The organism is Rufibacter roseolus (genome assembly GCF_017916365.1).
GTDB lineage: Bacteria > Bacteroidota > Bacteroidia > Cytophagales > Hymenobacteraceae > Nibribacter > Nibribacter roseolus.
In genome coordinates, this window is sequence record NZ_JAFMSU010000001.1 from 952,035 (window position 1) to 968,997 (window position 16,963).

The window sequence follows — 16,963 nt, forward strand, 5'->3', positions numbered from 1 at the left end:
AGACTTAATCAAATGTTAAACAATGTTAAACTATGTTAAATGTGAAAGGGGCTTTCCTGCGCTTCAGCTTTCTTTTACTAACATTATAGTAAATAACATCTCGGCCAGATTTCTCCATCGTCTTAAGCTATTGTTCACTCCTTTACTCCACCGCATGAAGTCACTTTTACCTGCTGTTCTGCTCTTCTTCTTTGTCTGTTTGGCCACGGGTGCTATTGCCCAGGGCCAGAAAGGCGAGGTGAAAGGGAAACTCTGGGATGCTACCCACAAAGAAGCCTTGTCTTATGCCACCATTGCCGTCTACACCGCCCAGGATACCACGCTGGTGACCTTCAGAGTGAGCGATGACAAAGGGAATTTCAAGGTGCCCGGCCTGGCGCTGAACCAGCAGTTGCGAATCGTGATCACCATGACGGGTTTCAAAGTGTTCCGGAAGGAGTTCAGGTTGTCTCCCGAGGACCGGGAACTGGACCTGGGGCAGATAGAAATGACGCAGGCCGACAACCTGCTGGGTGAGGTGGTCATCGAGTCAGAGGCGCCGCCCATTGTGGTGCGCAAAGACACGCTGGAGTTCAACGCCAACTCGTTCAAAACGCTGCCCACGGCGCTGCTGGAAGACCTCCTGAAGAAACTGCCCGGCGTGACGGTGGACAACTCCGGCAACATCGCGGTGAACGGAAAGTCGGTGAACAAGATATTGGTAGACGGGAAGGAGTTTTTCGGGAACGACCCCAAGGTGGCCTCGCGCAACCTGCCCGCCGATATGATTGAAAAGGTACAGGTGGTGAACGACCCCGATGCCTTGCGCAAAGACCCCGATCTGCCGGTGAACGAGATTCCGCAGGTCATCAACCTCAAGCTGAAGAAAGGCATTAAGCAGGGCGCGTTTGGGAAAGTGTATGCGGGCACGGGCTCAGACCGGCGGTACGAGAGTGGCGGTATCCTCAACGTTTTCAGGGATACTACGCAGATCAGCTTGCTGGGCTACTCCAATAACCTCAACAAGCCGGCTTTCGGTTTTGAGGACATTTCCAGAATAGGGGGTTTCAGCCGCAGCGGCATGAACACCATCATGGTACGCAGTGACGGCGGTTTTGCCGTGAACGGGATTTCCTTCGGGGGTACCGAGGACGGGATTCAGCGGTCTTCCGGCGCGGGCGGGAACTTCAACACTTTGCTCAAAGGCGATGTGAAACTAAACCTGCAGTACTTCTTCGGGGGCATTGACGCAGACCTGAACCAGTTGGTGAACTCGGCGCAGAGTCTGGATACCGATACCATCACCTCGCGCCGCACCAGAAACCAGGACACTGAGACCCGCAACCACCGCCTGGGTGGCCGCCTGGACTGGAAAATTGACTCGGTAACCAACCTCAGTTTCTCACCCAGCGTGGTGCTGGCCAGGAGTGCGTCAAACCAGGGGCTTTTCACCAACACCTTCAGGGGCGGCTCTGAACTGCTCAATACCAGCGATAACCAGCAGCTGCTGGAGAATACCACCACCACTTTCTCGGGGAACCTCTCCTTTGACCGCAGCTCCCGCAAAAAGAAAGGCCGGCAGTTCAACTTCTACGGTACCTACAACTTCAATGACGGCGACCAGGACCAGTTCTACCAGGTAGAAAGCTACTATTACGGCACCAATCCTTACTCAGAAAACTTAGACCAGCTCCGCGACAACGTGGTAGCCAACACCGGCGTGAACACCTCCTTTTCCTACACAGAGCCATTCAGTAAAACATTGAGCGGGGTAGTACGGGTGAACTCTGAGTTTTTCAAAGACCGGAACCTGGTGAACACCTATGACCTGAGTGCGGAGGGCCAGGGCTATTCCGTGCTGCTGCCTGAGCTGTCTGACGAGGTGGAAAGAAGCGGCTGGCGCAATTACCTTACCACCAGTCTTAAGTGGAAGATCAAGGACCTGACGGTGCAGCCGGGCGTGCGGTTTACCTTGCTCAACATCGATAATTCCTTCCAGAAGCTGCAGCCCATTAAACAGGAGTATTTCTATGCGTTTCCGTCGCTTACGGTGAACTGGAAGGAATTCAACTTCAGCTACAACGTGAACGTGAAGGAGCCCTCCGCCGCCGATCTGCAGCCCGTCACCGACCAATCAAACCCCTTGTTCATCCAGTACGGGAACCCCGGTTTGGCGCCCACTATCTCCAACTCTTTGAACCTGCACTTCAGGAAGTTTGACACCAAGCGGTCCATCAACTACTGGGCTTACCTATCGGGGAGTATCAGCCGCGATGCCGTGACCCGCGCCCGGACCCTGGACGAGGCCACCGGCCAGCAGACCACCCGCCCCGTGAACACAGACGGCAACTGGCAACTGAACGCGAACGCCGATGTCTCCAAAGACTGGAAGTTCGATGGCAAGAAACAGTTCTCCCTCACGGCCTCCATGTGGATGAACTACGTGAAAACGCTCATCATCCTGAACAACATCCGCAGCTACGGGCAGAACATTTCCTTCAACCCCAGCCTGAATGCCCGCATGAACCTCAATGACAAGTTTGAGTTCAATGAGTCGCTTACGCTGGGTCGCCGCCGCAGCGTGTATGAAGACGATGCCTTCCAGGACATCAGCTTTTTCACCAGAACCTCCCGCACCGGCGTGGTGGTGCGCGTGCCCAAACGCATTGTGTGGGAAGCCAACTTTGACTATACCTACAACTCCAACGTGGCGCCCGGCATCCGGAGAGACGTTAGCCGCCTCAACGCCGGGGTCACGTTCCTGTTCATGAAAAACGACCGCGCCCAGCTGAAACTGTCGGTGTATGATTTACTGGACCAGAACATCAGCGCGTACCGCAGCATCAGGGAGAATTTCATTGAAGACTTCCAGACGCAGGTGCTCACCCGCTACGTGCTGCTCACGTTCACCTACAACATCCGCAATTTCGGGGGCAAGGTAGGCGGCACCAACACCTTCTTCCGGTTCTAGCATCGGTCTGCTCGCTGAAAGATTATTTCGTTTTATCCTGAGCAACTTGTAACTATTTATAGCTTATTTCTGTAAAAAGAGCCCTAAAACACTGGGGCTCCTTTTACTTTTCCGGGACGGTAGTCATCTGTGCCGGAAACCAGAGAGCCTTTCTGGTGCTTTGTCCGTATTGCTATTAAAGCCTGTCAATAGGTACCCGCCATTTTTGCGAAAAACCTTTGGGGCGATGAGAATAGAACTATATTTGCCCATATCTCCCAGTTTATGCCAGACGCTTTCCAAGATGCCATGATTCCAGACGCGTTAACCATTTTTCAAGGCGGAGGAGAAATGGGCGCCCTCATGCGGGCGTATAACTGGGACGCGCATCCGCTAGGAAACCCAGACAGCTGGCCCCAGAGCCTCAGGACAAACATCCGGCTGCTGCTCAACTCTGAGTTCCCCATGTTTATCTGGTGGTCTAAAGACCTGTACGCCTTCCACAATGATGCCTATCTGCCCGCCCTGGGCAAGAAACACCCTGCGGCGCTAGGTACCGCGGCCAGGGATATCTGGGCCGAAATCTGGACCGATGTAGGCGGCATTGCCGAAAACATTCTGGCGGGCGGCGAGCCTTTCTATGCCAAAGGCCTGCGGCTGTACCTGGGCCGCAAAGGCTTCATGGAAGAAACCTACTGGACGTTTTCCTACAGCCCGGCCTTTGACGATGCCGGGAATGTGGCGGGCGTGTTTTGCGCCTGTTTTGAGGAAACCAGCACCATTCTGGGGCAACGGCGGCTCAAGTGCCTCAAAGACATTGCCGACTCTCTGTCACAGATCCAGACCCTGGAACAAGCCTGCCAGACCACCTGTGATCTGCTGGCCCAGAACGAGAGCGACATTCCCTTCAGTCAGATCTACCTCCTGAACCGGTCCGAGACCGAGGCCAGGCTGTTAGGCCAATCTGGGCAAGTGGTGCCGCAGGTGTCGCCGTCTGTGAAGCTGCTGGCCCACGAGGCCCACAATGAATGGCCCCTGGCAGAGGTGCGGGATTCCCGCAAAGCCCTGGTGCTGGATGACCTTTCTGGGTACGTGGTGCCGACGCAAAGCTCGGCTACGCAGGCGGTGGCCAGGAAAGCGGTTATCCTTCCAATCTACCTGCCCGGGCAAGACAGTCTCCTGGGCTTCTTCGTGTCGGGCATCAGCCCTATGCTGGAGTACGATACAGAATACCAGAATTTCCATGAGCTGCTCACAAGCCAGATTGCCTCTTCTATTGCCAGCGTAAGGGCCCGCGAGGAAGCCATCCGTCAGCAGAATGAACTCAGTGAGCTGTTTCAGCAGGCCCCGGTGGCCATCTGTATCCTGCGGGGCCCCGAGCACGTGGTGGAGCTGGCCAACCCTGGTATCTGCGAGCTCTGGGGCAAAAGACACGCCGACGTGATAGGCAAACCTATCTTGGATGCCTTGCCCGAGGTACGTAACCAAGGCATCAAGGAACTGCTGGACGGGGTGTTCCGCACAGGAGTTCCCTACTCAAACAATGAGCTGGAGGTGATGCTGGAGCGAAACGGCATTTTGGAGCCCATGTACTTCAGCTTTGTCTACCATCCTATGCGTGACCGGAAAGGCACCATTGTTGGGGTGATCGCCATCGCCATAGGTATCAAAGACCAGGTGGAGGCTCGCCGGGAGATTGAAACCATGAACACCGAGCTGCGGGCCATCAACGCAGACCTGGACAACTTCGTGTACTCCGCGTCACATGACCTAAAGGCGCCTATCTCCAATATAGAGGGCCTGATGGAAACCCTGGTGGAGTACCTGCCCGCCGAGATCCGACAGGAAGAAGTGGTGCAGCGGGTGCTCAGTCTCATGGATGCCTCCGTGACCCGCTTCAAACGCGCCGTGGCCGATTTAACCGAGGTGGCCAAGATCCAGCGGGAAGCTGGTGAAGACATCGCCTCCCTTGAATTGCCCGAAGTGGTTGCCGACGTGCTGCTGGACTTTGAAAACACCATCAACGCCACGGGTGCCCAGTTTGAAACCCAGTATGCGCCCGGCTCCACGGTCAACTTCTCAGCCAAGAACGTGCGCAGCATTGTGTATAACCTGGTGAGCAATGCCCTTAAATACCGGTCGCCTGACCGCACACCTCAGGTCAAGATCAAAACCGAGGAGGTGCCTGGGTATTTGGTGCTGTCTGTCTCAGACAACGGCCTGGGCCTCAAAAGCACCGACCATAAGAAGATCTTCACCATGTTCAAGCGCCTGCACGACCACGTGGAGGGCACCGGCGTAGGGCTCTACATTGTCAAACGCATTGTGGAAAACGCCGGCGGCACCATAGAGGTGGAAAGCGAGAAAGACAAGGGCTCTACCTTCAGGGTGTTCTTTAAACGGTAAGCAATCTGGCAGTTCAGGATCTATTTGTGGAAAACAGCCTGTAAACGGATGCAGGTTGATTTTCTGCGGCTTTTCTGATGCCTCAGAACGCCGCCTTCTTTGATCAGGATCTCGGAGCCTTCCGCCAGGAAAACCGATCGGTGAGTGGCCGTGTTCAGGAAATCGAAGTCTGGGCCGTACAGCGCCTTGAAGTCTACGGAAAGATGGTACTCCTGCACAGGGTAAATCTCCCAACGTGGGTGCGCTACCTCGTAGGCTGAGGTAGTGTGGTTATCCCGTCTGGTAAATCCCCAGTAATGTTCCGTGATGAATTCTTCCTCGCTGCCGGGCGCAATGGGCAGGGGAGTAGATTGGGCTGATACTGCCAGGCTGTACCAATCCCGCTGTTTCCAGCGGTACTCTATGGCCAGGGTATCTTCCCGCAGAACCCAGGAATGCTGCATGGGCATGGTCACGTAGTGTTCTTTGTACAGCGTGTTGGCTACCCACGTGATGGCTTGTTTAGGCACGATTTCCTTGATAAAGCCTACGCCCCGTTTGTATACGCCCTCCTCCAGGTACTTCACGTAAAAGCGCAGGTTCACCTCCTCAAACTCGGTATGGAACGGGATTTTGATTCCTTTGATTCTGGTGTTCAGGAACATGAAGCCAATCAGGCTCACGTAGCAGGTGCTGTTCCAGAGATCCAGCTGGGTATGGGGCGGTAGGTATTTCTGGAGTACTTGGGCATCTACGGCGTAATTCACCATGATCAGCTTGCGCCACTCGGCGGTAAGAAAAGTCTTTTTCATGAAGGAAGAAGTGAAGGATACCACTGGCTGAACCCGGAACCGACTGTATGTTTTTTCCCTGTTTTTCAGCAAACAACCCTGAATCAGGCTACACGCACAAGGGTACCGCTTTCTCAATGGTGGGTACCTTGAAGACGTAGCCCGCCTGCAGCAACCGGGTGGGCAGCACCCAGCGGCTTTTCAGGAGCAGTTCGGTTTCCGTGCCCAGTACCAGGGCGCCTATCTCCAGCATCCACTTGGTGGCCCGCAGCCCGAAGGGCGCGCGCAGGACCTGCCGTACGGTTCGCATGAAGTGGTGGTTGGGAACGGGGTGCGGGGAGGAAAGATTGAAGACACCTTCCAGTTCTGGGTTCTGCATAAGGAATTCAATACTCCCGATCACGTCTTTGGCATGGATCCAGCTGAAACACTGCAGACCGTTACCCTGCCGGCCACCCAACCCGAACCGGGCCAGGTTCAAATAATAAGGCATGACCCCACCGGCTTTGTCCAGAACGATGGCAATGCGTAAGGCTATTTTGCGGGTGTTTTGTGTTTTCTGGGCAAAAAACACACTTTCCCACTGCTGGCAGACCTCCACGGAGAATCCTTGGCCCAGATCGCCGGTGAGTTCATCCTGGGGCCGGTCCAAGGCGTGCCGGTAAATGGTGGCGGAAGCTGCGTTGATCCAGAGTTGGGGAGGGTTCTCCACCTGCCGCAAAGCCTCTCCTAAGACCAGCGTCGCGTTCACGCGGGAAGAGATGATCTCGCGTTTGTTCTTCTCATGGTAGCGGCAGTTCACGCTTTTGCCGGTGAGATTGATAAGGACTTCGGCACCCTGCAGGTGCTGGACCCATTCCCCTAGGGTAGTGGCATCCCAGTATACCTGCTGGGCGCCCTGTTGCTTTTGGGAAGGTTTTCTGGTCAGCACAATGACTTCATCGCCGCGGGCGGTAAAATGTTGGGTGAGCAGTTGACCCAGGAAGCCGCTGCCTCCGGCCAGGATGATCTTTGCCATGGCTATCTCGCGTTAGGTTGCAGTTGGCTTTGGGCACGGGCCCGGAGTTTGAAGAAAATGGTGAGGTTGAGGAAGTGCATGCCGCCCAGGATAAGGATGATCCAGCCCAATTTATAGCTCAGCACTTCCACCACTGCCTGCACAGAGGCAATGCTGCCCACTTCTTTGAGGGCCAGCGTCATGTACCCGATGTTGATGAGGTAAAAGCCCACCACCAGCAGTTTGTTCACAGAATCGGCGAGCGGGTTGTTGCCTTGGAAAATGTCTACCAGAAAGATGCGGCCGTTGTTGAACAAGACCCGGGCCACCCACACGGTGAGCGCGATACTGGTGAGCAGGTAGATGGTGTAGGTGAGGATAAAGTAGTTCATAGAATTAACGGTTAAAGGTGGATGATAAATATTGAACTTTCAGAAAAAATTGAAACATAAAGAGTAAAAAAATAGCCGTTACTTGAACAGCTTGAAAATTGAGCCGAAAAACCAGTTCTCCTCTGCTTTGAGCATGGTCTCCAGGGTCTTGTCCACGTTAGAGGCCAGTTTGTTAATATCGGTCACCGACGTTTTGAAGGTCTGGTACTCCGGGTCCTGCTCATCGCCCTGCACTTCCTGCAGCTGGCCCAAGAGTTTCAAGATGGGTTCCAGCTCGCGGCGTTTGCGTTCTTTGGCTACCTGGCGGGCAATGGTCCAGACGTCTTTCTCGGCGTAGAAGTACTCTTTGCGCTCGCCGCTGCGGTGCTGTTTCTCCACCAAACCCCAGTTGATGAGGTCACGCAGGGTCATATTGGCGTTGCCGCGCGAAATCTGCAGCTGTTCCATGACCTGCTCGGTGGTGAGCGCCTCCGGGGAAATAAGCAGCAGCGCGTGTACCTGGGCCATGGTGCGGTTGATGCCCCATTCAGAGCCCAACTTGCCCCACGCCTCTATGAACTTTTGCTTCGCCTCTGCTAATTCCATGGCTCAAAGATAGAGAAGTTTTTAAACTTTCAATATTTATTGAAATATACTTTCCGCTGAATAAAAAGTTGTGTCCGGGCGAGGATATTTCAACCCAACTGAAGGAAAAAATCTTGTCCGGGCGTAGGGGAAGCGCTCAGGTTATTGGTCTCTGGTAGAAAGTGGATTGCGCATTCTCTTCATTCTCAACCTACTAGACCCTAGACCCGGTATGTTTAAGAAAATCCTGAAATGGACTGGACTGGTCCTCGGCTCCCTTATTGTGTTGCTCGGCCTCTTTTACCTCTACGTGTCTATTAACATAGGGCAGCGCATAGAGAAGAAGTATTCCTTCGCCCCTGAGAAGTTGGAGATAAACCAGGACAGTGCTCTTTTGACCAAAGGGGCGCACCTTACGGCCATCAAAGGTTGTAAAGACTGTCACGGGGCAGATTTGAGCGGACAGGTGATGGTAGACGACAAGGCACTGGGGAGGTTGGTGTCTGCTAACCTCACCAAAGGCAAGGGAGGCTTGCCCGCCAATTACAGCACCACCGACTGGGTGCGCGCCCTCAGGCATGGGGTAGATGCCAACGGGCAGGCGCTGCTGTTCATGCCCTCTCATGAAACCACCCTGCTCTCGGCGCAGGACATGGCCGCCATCATTGCCTACTGCCAAAACCTAGCTCCCGTGCACAAACAATTGCCTCCCTCAGATTTAGGGCCGGTGGTGAAAGTAATGACCTACCTGGATAAAATGCCCCTGCTCGCGGTAGAGAAAATTGACCATGACCTGCCCATGGTGATGCAGGTTGATACCCTGGAAGGCGTGGCCATGGGCAAATACCTGGCGGTATCCTGCAGCGGTTGCCACGGCGCCAACCTGAAGGGCGGCGACCCGGTAGCGCCCGGCTATCCGCCGGTGGCCAACATTACCAGTACCGGACACGTGGGCAAGTGGTCCAAGGCGCAGTTCATCCAGACCCTGCGCACCGGTAAAACCCCTGAGGGCAAGGTCCTGAAAAACGAAAACATGCCCTGGAAGATGACCGCCCAATACACAGACAAAGAGCTGTCTTCTATTTACCAATACTGCCAATCATTGAAGTAACCGCCTTGCAGTTCTCATAAAGCCATGGAACTGTGACAAAACCTAAATCCCAGGGAGAGCGGCATACAGCAAAGTCCCGTATTGGGCTCCTTTTACAGAAAGAGGCCGAAAACGGGAAATGCTTTTTAGGGGTTTCCGGATGATGAGGCCTGTAAAACTGCAGCGTTTAGAGCTTGTTTTCAGAAAAAAAGCCCAGGAAGATCCCGGGCTCTTATTTAGAATGTGAAAGCCGTACAGGAACGAACGGCATCTCACAATGAACAAACTCTTTTGTGCCTGGAAGGCATACTGGAAACGTAGCCTCAGACGGTTTATTGGGTGGGTATCTCCAGGGAAATTATTTTTATTTAAAGCCAGGTCTTCTCATCAGGCCACGGCCGATTTAGACCTCAAAAGAGGGAAACAGGCCAGAAACAGTTAGCAGGTTCAAGTGGAAAACAGGCGCAGGAAAGGAGTCTCGTAACTAAAACACAAAAGCTTCGCCGATGAAGCCAGAGGCGGAACGGCTTGTCACAGCCGGGAAGGATTTTGGGCGACAGGTGATTGATTACCATTCGTTTAAATTGCCCTTTTGGGTAAACCAGCCAAAATCGTCTTCGTTTAAAAAAGCTCACCTAAACCGGTAATGACATGGCTAACAACACGCAGTACGCCCTGATCACGGGCGGCACCGAAGGCATTGGGTATGAGCTCGCCAAGATCTTCGCCCAGAACGGCTACAACCTTATTCTGGTGGCCCGCGACCAAACCGAACTGGACCAGCGCGCCGCCGAGCTGCGGCAGAACCACGGCGTGGAGGTAGTCACCCTGGCCAAAGACCTGTTCCTGCGCCAGGCTCCCTTTGAGGTCTATGAAGAAGTGAAAGCCCGCGGCCTGCAGGTAGACGTGCTGGTGAACAACGCCGGCCAGGGCCAGTACGGCGAGTTTGTAGACACCGACATCAACCGGGAACTGGACATCGTGCAACTGAACATTGGGGCTTACCTTACTTTCACCAAACTGTACCTGAAGGAGATGGTGGCCCGCAACGAGGGCAAGATTCTGATGGTAAGCTCCATTGGGGGCGAGATGCCGGGGCCTTTGCAGTCGGTGTACCATGCCACCAAAGCTTTTGTGACCTCGTTCTCTGAGGCGGTGCAGGATGAGATCAAGGAAACGAACGTCACCCTCACCAAACTGCTGCCCGGCCCCACTGATACCGAGTTCTTCCACAAAGCCGATATGGAGGAATCAAAAATGGTGAAAGAGCAGGACCTGGATGACCCCGCCAAGGTGGCCAAAGACGGTTATGAGGCGCTCATGGCCGGTAAACTGGAGGTGATCTCGGGCATGCGCAGCAAGATGATGGTAGGCGCCACCAAACTCATGCCCGACAACATGGTAGCCGCCACTATGCACAAAATGTCCAAGCCCAGCGAAGAATAAGTACTTATATTTAATCGCAACCCCTAAAAAACGCCCTGGTCTGTTCACACAAGCCAGGGCGTTTTTCAGTTTTGAATTGTTAGGATTGGGTAAAAGGCATTATAAAGCGTCTTTGTAGGAGAGGAAATCTTTCTCGTCTTTGACAAACACCCCCGAGAGGGTAGTCACATACACCTTGTGGTCATAGAGCGATACCGAGGTGATCTTGTTTCCCTTCAGACCGTCGTTCTTCAGTTCCAGCATGTTGATAGAGGTAGGCTTTATCCTGATCTGGAACATCTGGTCATTGAAGGTGCCCAGGAGCAGGGTGTCGTGCAGGCTGGCGTAGGAGAGCAGTTTCAGGGTTTCTATATCGGCTTTGAAGGTCCAGTTTTTCCCGTCTGGGGAGGCGTGCAGGCCATCGTTGAACAGACCGTAGACTTGTTGCTTGTAGGGGAACACGCGCTGCAGGCCGGTGTCGCGGAGTTTCTGCAGGTTGCCGTCTGGGGAGAGCAGGTAAGTGGCTTCGCCGTTGGCCACGTAGAAGCCCTCCGGGTGGTTGCCCACATACTGGGTAGGCACGTGGTATGGATGAATAGGCACTACCCTGGTGTCCAGCACCTTTACTTCGTCATACAAACCGGTGCTGCTGGGCGTCACCTGCAATTTGGCCAGCAGAATCTTCATACCGTCCGTAGCTCGGTAAGGTACGGCCAGCACATTGTCAGATGAGAGGCTCATGCATTCGCCCGTGGCAGCGCTTACAAAGTCAAAAGCCTGAAACCCGGGGTCTATCCTGGTCATGAGAATACCCTTGCCCGACTGGATAGACGGATAATGGATAGGATAGACCACAATGGTGCTCTGGTCATAAGCCAGCGCTGTGAGGGTAGCGGAAATAGGGTACTTGAACTGAATGGGATTATTTACCCGCTCCAGCAGGCTGCGGCTTATCACGCTCTTGCCTTTTTCCTGCGTGAGGCGGCTGAAATTGTTCAGTCCCATGAGGTACAGGCTGCTGCCGGCTGCGTAACTGTTGGTCTGGATGCGGGCATCAAAGAGAAAGCGGTCGTCTTCCTGCCAGATCACCGCAGGGGTAACCGGCGTCACGGCTTCTTCCTTTTCCTGGCAACTGGCCAGAAGCAAGCCTAGGCCTAAAATCAAAATCTTTTTCATGGGGTCATGTCTCCGGTGGCGCAAAACAAAAGGAAATTCCTTTTCTAGAAGACAACCCAAAGCCCTTTTTCCCTGAAAGAAAGCAAATTTTTTCTGCCCGTGATGACCCTATCTGCTGGGCTTTACGCAGTCATACCACAATTGCACCAGCCCCGAGGGAAACGTACTGCTCCTGGTGAGCACCAGGTCCTGCTCCGGCCGGCCGTCCTGGAACAGCCTGATACCGCTACCGAGCAAATGCGGTATCACGGAGACAATGAGTTTATCTATGAGGTTTTCTTTGAGCAGGGCAGCCACCACCTGCCCGCCACCGTCGCAGTAGATGTTTTTGCCGGGCTGCTGTTGCAGGGAGGTGATAAGGTCTTTAAGGTCTCCGCCGTAGAATTCCACGTTCTTGTCTTGGCCGGTTCTGCTTCTGGAGAGCACATAGCACTTCTTGTCTTTGTGCGGAAACTCGGGCATACCCATGGCAAGGACTTTGTCATAGGTCCTTCGGCCCCAGATCAACGTATCTACCGTGGTCTGGAAGGCCGCGTAACCGTAGTCCTCACCAGGCCGCTCCACCTGGTTCAGGAAATCAATGTTGTCATCTTCCTTTGCAATGTATCCGTCCAGGCTCATCGCAATAAAAAGCACTACTTGTCTCATGCGCGTTTGTGGGTTGGTATTTGGTTGAGGGAAAACAAAAAGATGCTCCCATCGGACTAGTGTAAACGACGGAGAGGCCGTCGGCCGAAGCTGATGTTTACACATTGTTGTGAAAAGGCTTTTTATACCGTTCCTATCAATATACCTAAGTTCTTATCCAGATGAGCATTTAGGAAGTCTGCGTATTCTTTAGAACCATATTTTAAAATTCTATTGCTCCACCATCTAAAGTCTTCATTTTTCTTCCATTCTGGATGCTCAAATGATATACTTAAGAATTCTTTATCTAAGTTCTCTATCCGTCTCTTGAATTCCTGATGGTCAATAAATTGGTTAAGCTGTGGATCTACAAGAAAGGTTTCGATTGGCTCTCTAACAAGTTCTAAATCATGCTCCAATTCAGGTTGAATACTCTGATACCCGTTTTTTATTTGCTCTACTAAATTTGCCCACTCTTCTATCGCTGAATAGGGCGTTTCAGGGTATTCTGCTCCCATCCTTTTTGAAAGAGCTATGAAAGTCTCACCGTATTCTCTTTCATATTTCATAATTAAGCTTTTTCACAACTCTCTTAGAGACGGAATAAAAGTTCAACTTATTTTTTGGGGTGAAAGCAGTCCGCCATTTTAAAGCCGATTTCCAGAAAACAGCCCTCAAACGCCAGCGATTCTACTTATTGAAGGCGGATTTGTAGAGGGTAATCCAGTCCTGGGGCGGCATTTTGCTGGCCAGTTCTCCCAGGAGCTCCAACGGAATCTGATCTGGTTTTTTGAACCGGATGCAGCTTTTGCCCATGTCCAGCTTCGTTTTGCTGTGTTTGGGGTACTCATGGGTAAACCAGGCCAGCAGTTCCGGATCGGCGTACAGGCCCATGTGGTAGACCGCAATGAAGTTCTTCTGCGACGCGATGCTCAGGAAGGGCAGGGGCAGTTTGGGGTCGCAGTGATAACCCGCCGGGTACAGCGTGTGCGGCACCACGTACCCGATCATACCGTAGCTCATCTCCTCCTGGAAACCGGCGGGTAGGTTCTGGAGCAGGGTTTGGCGCAAGGCTTCCATGGCCGGTTGGCGGTCCTGGGGCAGGGCATCTATGTAATCCTGGGGGCTGAGCGCAGTAACGGGCATATCAATGAGGGTTTAATGAAAGGGTTCAGGAATGGCGGTGGAATAGACCAAAGTAAAAATAAAAAGCGGGCTGCCCAAAATAACGGAGGCATTTAACACTGGCCTGTTTGGGGGCTGTTTTCCCCAAAACGGCCTCTAAACTCCATTGCAGGTTGGCGGTGGGAATAGGCAGGAAAGAAGCCTAACTTTACTGGCTAAGGAAGCATCTTTCCTGCCCGTTACACGTTGGTAAGCCCTATGGGAATTCTCGCATTCATTGTATTTGTAGTTGTTATCTGTACCATCTTCTTTAGGTGGGCCACCCGCAAGAACCGCCGGCGCAAGAAAGTGCTGGCGCAGGAGTTTCCGGCGGAGTGGCGCAAGATCCTCACCGACCGGGTTGGCTTTTACCACACCCTCAAGACCGATGCGGAGAAAGAGCGTTTTGAGAAGATGATGCAGCTGTTTCTTTCTGAGAAGCGGATCACCGGCATTGAGGTCTCCATTGACGACACCACCCGCGTGTTGGTGGCCGCCAGCGCCATTATCCCCATCTTCGGAATTCAGGATTGGGAGTACCAGAACCTGGGCGAGGTGTTAGTGTTCCCCGGCAGCCTGGAGCGGTTCAAAGACGAAGACAGCGAGGCCGTGTCTGAGGTGCTGGGCCGCGTGAATCCTTTCCAGAACGACCATTACGTGACCCTTTCCAAACCCGCCCTGGAACGCGGCTTCAATGACATGGCCGATCGCCAGAACGTGGGCATCCATGAGTTTGCGCACATGCTGGACCAGGCCGATGGCGAGATCAACGGAACTCCCAGCGCCTACCTGCCCGATGAGTTGATTCAGCCGTGGCAACAATTGGTAGACCGCAAAATAAAGGAGATCAAGAAAGGAGAATCAGACATCAACCCGTACGCAGCTACCAATAAGGCGGAGTTCTTTGCCGTGTCAACGGAGTATTTCTTTGAAAAACCGGGCCAGATGGCCGAGAAGCACCCGCGGCTGTACGCCATGCTCACCCGCATCTTCAAGCAGAACCCCAAACGCCGGTTCGGGATCAATTTCCGGGAACTGCTTAACCCGTACGGCAAGCGCCTGGGCCGCAACGAACCCTGCCCCTGCCGCAGCGGGCAGAAATACAAGAACTGCTGTCTGCTCAAAAAAACAGCGGCTTGACAGGCTGCCGGTTTAGGGCCGTTTTCTGAAAAACGGCTTCAAAACGCTGGCCCAGCTGGCGCCCTGGAAGCCTTGCAGAAATCTGCCAAGGCTTTCTCTTTCCGCGTCAGGTTTATAATCTGGTCGTTACCCAGGGAGTCCAGAAACGGCGTTTTAAGCACGTTTTAATTAAACGAGTGCCTGAACTCCAGCGGCGACACGTTGGTCTTGCTCTTGAACAGCTTGCTGAACGACTGCGGGTATTCAAAGCCCAGCCCGTACGCAATCTCGCTCACCGATAAGGACGTGGTGCTCAGGGTTTCCTTGGCTTTCTCAATCAGTTTGTTCTGGATGTGCTGTTGGGTGCTTTGGCCCGTGAGGCTGCGCAGCATGTCACTGAGGTAATTGGGCGAGAGGTTCAGCTTCTCGGAGACATACTGCACGGTGGGCAACCCCGTTTCTGGCCCTTGGCCGCTCTGGAAGTACTCGTTCAACACCGCCTCCAGCTTCACTAAGAGGTCATGGTGGGTGTTTTTGCGGGTGATGAACTGGCGGTTATAAAACCGGTTCGCGTACGTGAGCAGCACCTCCATGTGCGACACAATCACATCCTGGCTGAAGCTATCAATGGCCGAGGTGTATTCCTGCGCAATGTTGTTCTTGATGTTCTCCAGCACTGCCTCCTCTTTTTCTGAGAGGTGCAGCGCCTCGTTCACCGCGTACGAAAAGAACCCGTACTCCTTGATTTTCTTGCTTATAGGATAGTTCCGGATAAAATCGGGGTGGAAAATAAGCCACCAACCAGAGAGCGAGATTTCAGCAGAGGCATCGGTGGAGATCACCTGGCCGGGCGAGAAGAACGTCATCACGCCTTCGTCAAAGTCATAGTAGTTCTGTCCGTATTTCAGCTTGCCCTGGAAGTCCTTCTTGATGCAGATGGAGTAGAAACTGTAGACGAAACTGCCCAATATTGCCCCGCAAGTCTCCCGTAGATCGCTCAGGTTTATAAGGCTCACCAGCGGGTGCTCGGGCTGGGGAATGCCCAGCAACCGGTGCAGTTCAGAAATGGATTGGATGGTATACGGGCTACTGTTTTGCTTTTTCATACGCCACGAAATTAGGTAGAAAAGGTACGGGAAGTTTCTGGAAAAGCTTCCCGTACCGCCTTGCATTTAGATGTTGATCATGCTCATGGACACGGCATCGTAACGAGCGCCGGTGGAAGTGCCCAGCGGCACGATTTCCTCCAGGCGGGCCAGGTCCTGGGGCGTTAAGGTAAGGTGCGTGGCCGCGATGTTCTCCTCCAGGTATTTCACCCGTTTAGTACCCGGAATAGGCACATAGCCTTTGGCCAGAATCCAGGCCAGCGCCAGTTGGGCAGAAGTGATCCCCTTTTCATCCGCGAGGGTTTTGATGGCGTGCACCAGTTCTATGTTCCTGTAAAACTGCTCGCCCTGAAACCGGGGAATGCTTCTCCTGAAATCATCCTGGGGGAAATCATCCGGGCTTTTGATGTCGCCGGAGATAAACCCGCGGCCCAGCGGCGAGTACGGCACAAACCCGATGCCCAGCTCTTTCAAGGTGTCCAGAATGCCGGCTTCTTCTACTTCCCGCTCAAACAACGAGTACTCCGTTTGTACAGCGGTTACCGGATGCACGGCGTGCGCTTTCCGGATGGTCTCGGAGGAAACCTCGGAAAGCCCGATGTAGCCTACCTTGCCCTCCTTCACCAGCCCGGCCATGGCGCCTACGGTGTCCTCAATGGGTGTGTTGGGGTCCAGGCGGTGCAGGTAGTACAGGTCAATGTAGTCGGTGCCCAGGTTCTGGAGGGAGCGTTCCAGCGCTTTCCGCACGTAGTCGGGTCGGCCGTTGATCTGCCAGGTCATCTGTTCCTGGTCGTCAATCTCAAACCCGAACTTGGTCGCGAGGATGTACTTCTCCCTGTTGCCTTTGATGGCTCTGGAAATCAGCCGTTCGTTTTCCAATGGGCCGTACAGATCGGCGGTGTCCAAGAAGTTGCCGCCCAGTTCCAATGACCGGTGAATGGTTTTGATGGCCTCCGTTTCATCGGCGGCGCCGTAAATATCGGCTCCGGCAATTTTGCTCATGCCCATGCAGCCCAGCCCTAAAACCGGAACCACCAGGCCTTGGCTTCCTAACTCTGTTTTTCGCAAACTTTCCATGTTTCTAGCTTTAAATGGTTGTCTTCTTTGAGTAGGGCAAAGGTGAGAAAACGCACCGCGGCGAAAGTAGCCCAATCTCTTGTTGTTGTATCCAAAAGCGGGATTGCGGCAGAAGCAGTGT

At 53.5% G+C, this 16,963-nt stretch carries 15 protein-coding genes; 5 read left to right on the top strand and 10 right to left on the bottom strand.

Going from position 1 to position 16,963, the window contains the following annotated elements:
* The first annotated feature begins 154 nt into the window (after nucleotides 1–154).
* The gene (locus tag J3P35_RS03980) at nucleotides 155–2,950 is read left to right on the top strand and encodes a TonB-dependent receptor (protein ID WP_210463068.1); all 2,796 of its coding nucleotides are present in this window, start codon (nucleotides 155–157) and stop codon (nucleotides 2,948–2,950) included.
* A gap of 264 nt (nucleotides 2,951–3,214) precedes the next feature.
* Nucleotides 3,215–5,335, top strand: coding sequence for a sensor histidine kinase (locus J3P35_RS03985; protein ID WP_246849946.1), 2,121 nt, complete (start codon nucleotides 3,215–3,217; stop codon nucleotides 5,333–5,335).
* Between the two features lie 20 nt (nucleotides 5,336–5,355).
* On the opposite strand, the gene J3P35_RS03990 is transcribed toward J3P35_RS03985, so the two are convergent.
* From J3P35_RS03990 to J3P35_RS04005, 4 genes are all read right to left on the bottom strand, one after another.
* The gene (locus J3P35_RS03990) at nucleotides 5,356–6,126 is read right to left on the bottom strand and encodes a YqjF family protein (protein WP_210463069.1); all 771 of its coding nucleotides are present in this window, start codon (nucleotides 6,124–6,126) and stop codon (nucleotides 5,356–5,358) included.
* Between the two features lie 88 nt (nucleotides 6,127–6,214).
* A complete protein-coding gene (locus tag J3P35_RS03995; RefSeq protein ID WP_246849947.1) occupies nucleotides 6,215–7,123 on the bottom strand; it encodes a TIGR01777 family oxidoreductase in 909 nt (302 codons plus the stop codon).
* A 2-nt stretch (nucleotides 7,124–7,125) separates the two neighbouring features.
* A complete protein-coding gene (locus J3P35_RS04000) occupies nucleotides 7,126–7,494 on the bottom strand; it encodes a hypothetical protein (protein ID WP_210463070.1) in 369 nt (122 codons plus the stop codon).
* Between the two features lie 78 nt (nucleotides 7,495–7,572).
* Nucleotides 7,573–8,079 (bottom strand): GbsR/MarR family transcriptional regulator, encoded by a 507-nt coding sequence (locus J3P35_RS04005; protein WP_210463071.1) that lies wholly within the window; start codon nucleotides 8,077–8,079, stop codon nucleotides 7,573–7,575.
* Between the two features lie 211 nt (nucleotides 8,080–8,290).
* Here J3P35_RS04005 and J3P35_RS04010 point away from each other — a divergent pair, with 211 nt between their 5' ends.
* Nucleotides 8,291–9,169, top strand: coding sequence for a c-type cytochrome (locus J3P35_RS04010; protein ID WP_210463072.1), 879 nt, complete (start codon nucleotides 8,291–8,293; stop codon nucleotides 9,167–9,169).
* A 630-nt stretch (nucleotides 9,170–9,799) separates the two neighbouring features.
* Complete coding sequence (locus tag J3P35_RS04015; RefSeq protein ID WP_210463073.1) at nucleotides 9,800–10,594, top strand: SDR family NAD(P)-dependent oxidoreductase; 795 nt, start codon at nucleotides 9,800–9,802, stop codon at nucleotides 10,592–10,594.
* Between the two features lie 99 nt (nucleotides 10,595–10,693).
* Here the strand turns inward: J3P35_RS04015 and J3P35_RS04020 are convergent, their stop codons facing one another.
* The 4 genes from J3P35_RS04020 to J3P35_RS04035 form a co-directional block, all read right to left on the bottom strand.
* Nucleotides 10,694–11,749 carry a hypothetical protein gene (locus tag J3P35_RS04020; protein WP_210463074.1) on the bottom strand — a complete coding sequence of 352 codons (1,056 nt, stop codon included), beginning with the start codon at nucleotides 11,747–11,749 and terminating at the stop codon, nucleotides 10,694–10,696.
* A 108-nt stretch (nucleotides 11,750–11,857) separates the two neighbouring features.
* Entirely contained in the window at nucleotides 11,858–12,397 is a 540-nt protein-coding gene (locus J3P35_RS04025; RefSeq protein WP_210463075.1) for a dihydrofolate reductase family protein, read from the bottom strand.
* Between the two features lie 122 nt (nucleotides 12,398–12,519).
* On the bottom strand, nucleotides 12,520–12,945 hold the full coding sequence (locus tag J3P35_RS04030; RefSeq protein WP_210463076.1) for a hypothetical protein: 426 nt from the start codon (nucleotides 12,943–12,945) through the stop codon (nucleotides 12,520–12,522).
* A 121-nt stretch (nucleotides 12,946–13,066) separates the two neighbouring features.
* Nucleotides 13,067–13,522 carry a DUF1801 domain-containing protein gene (locus tag J3P35_RS04035; RefSeq protein WP_210463077.1) on the bottom strand — a complete coding sequence of 152 codons (456 nt, stop codon included), beginning with the start codon at nucleotides 13,520–13,522 and terminating at the stop codon, nucleotides 13,067–13,069.
* A 237-nt stretch (nucleotides 13,523–13,759) separates the two neighbouring features.
* Between J3P35_RS04035 and J3P35_RS04040 the strand changes: the two genes are divergently transcribed.
* A complete protein-coding gene (locus J3P35_RS04040) occupies nucleotides 13,760–14,680 on the top strand; it encodes a zinc-dependent peptidase (RefSeq protein ID WP_210463078.1) in 921 nt (306 codons plus the stop codon).
* A 164-nt stretch (nucleotides 14,681–14,844) separates the two neighbouring features.
* Here J3P35_RS04040 and J3P35_RS04045 read toward each other — a convergent pair whose 3' ends face one another.
* Both J3P35_RS04045 and J3P35_RS04050 read right to left on the bottom strand, forming a co-directional pair.
* Complete coding sequence (locus J3P35_RS04045) at nucleotides 14,845–15,765, bottom strand: helix-turn-helix domain-containing protein (RefSeq protein WP_210463079.1); 921 nt, start codon at nucleotides 15,763–15,765, stop codon at nucleotides 14,845–14,847.
* Between the two features lie 66 nt (nucleotides 15,766–15,831).
* Nucleotides 15,832–16,842, bottom strand: a complete 1,011-nt coding sequence (locus J3P35_RS04050; RefSeq protein WP_210463080.1) for an aldo/keto reductase — start codon at nucleotides 16,840–16,842, stop codon at nucleotides 15,832–15,834.
* Nucleotides 16,843–16,963 lie beyond the last annotated feature (121 nt).

Coding starts and splice junctions, on each gene's coding strand:
- J3P35_RS03980 (WP_210463068.1), top strand. CDS start 155: ATGAAGTCACTTTTACCTGCTGTTCTGCTCTTCTTCTTTGTCTGTTTG.
- J3P35_RS03985 (WP_246849946.1), top strand. CDS start 3,215: ATGCCAGACGCTTTCCAAGATGCCATGATTCCAGACGCGTTAACCATT.
- J3P35_RS03990 (WP_210463069.1), bottom strand. CDS start 6,126: ATGAAAAAGACTTTTCTTACCGCCGAGTGGCGCAAGCTGATCATGGTG.
- J3P35_RS03995 (WP_246849947.1), bottom strand. CDS start 7,123: ATGGCAAAGATCATCCTGGCCGGAGGCAGCGGCTTCCTGGGTCAACTG.
- J3P35_RS04000 (WP_210463070.1), bottom strand. CDS start 7,494: ATGAACTACTTTATCCTCACCTACACCATCTACCTGCTCACCAGTATC.
- J3P35_RS04005 (WP_210463071.1), bottom strand. CDS start 8,079: ATGGAATTAGCAGAGGCGAAGCAAAAGTTCATAGAGGCGTGGGGCAAG.
- J3P35_RS04010 (WP_210463072.1), top strand. CDS start 8,291: ATGTTTAAGAAAATCCTGAAATGGACTGGACTGGTCCTCGGCTCCCTT.
- J3P35_RS04015 (WP_210463073.1), top strand. CDS start 9,800: ATGGCTAACAACACGCAGTACGCCCTGATCACGGGCGGCACCGAAGGC.
- J3P35_RS04020 (WP_210463074.1), bottom strand. CDS start 11,749: ATGAAAAAGATTTTGATTTTAGGCCTAGGCTTGCTTCTGGCCAGTTGC.
- J3P35_RS04025 (WP_210463075.1), bottom strand. CDS start 12,397: ATGAGACAAGTAGTGCTTTTTATTGCGATGAGCCTGGACGGATACATT.
- J3P35_RS04030 (WP_210463076.1), bottom strand. CDS start 12,945: ATGAAATATGAAAGAGAATACGGTGAGACTTTCATAGCTCTTTCAAAA.
- J3P35_RS04035 (WP_210463077.1), bottom strand. CDS start 13,522: ATGCCCGTTACTGCGCTCAGCCCCCAGGATTACATAGATGCCCTGCCC.
- J3P35_RS04040 (WP_210463078.1), top strand. CDS start 13,760: ATGGGAATTCTCGCATTCATTGTATTTGTAGTTGTTATCTGTACCATC.
- J3P35_RS04045 (WP_210463079.1), bottom strand. CDS start 15,765: ATGAAAAAGCAAAACAGTAGCCCGTATACCATCCAATCCATTTCTGAA.
- J3P35_RS04050 (WP_210463080.1), bottom strand. CDS start 16,842: ATGGAAAGTTTGCGAAAAACAGAGTTAGGAAGCCAAGGCCTGGTGGTT.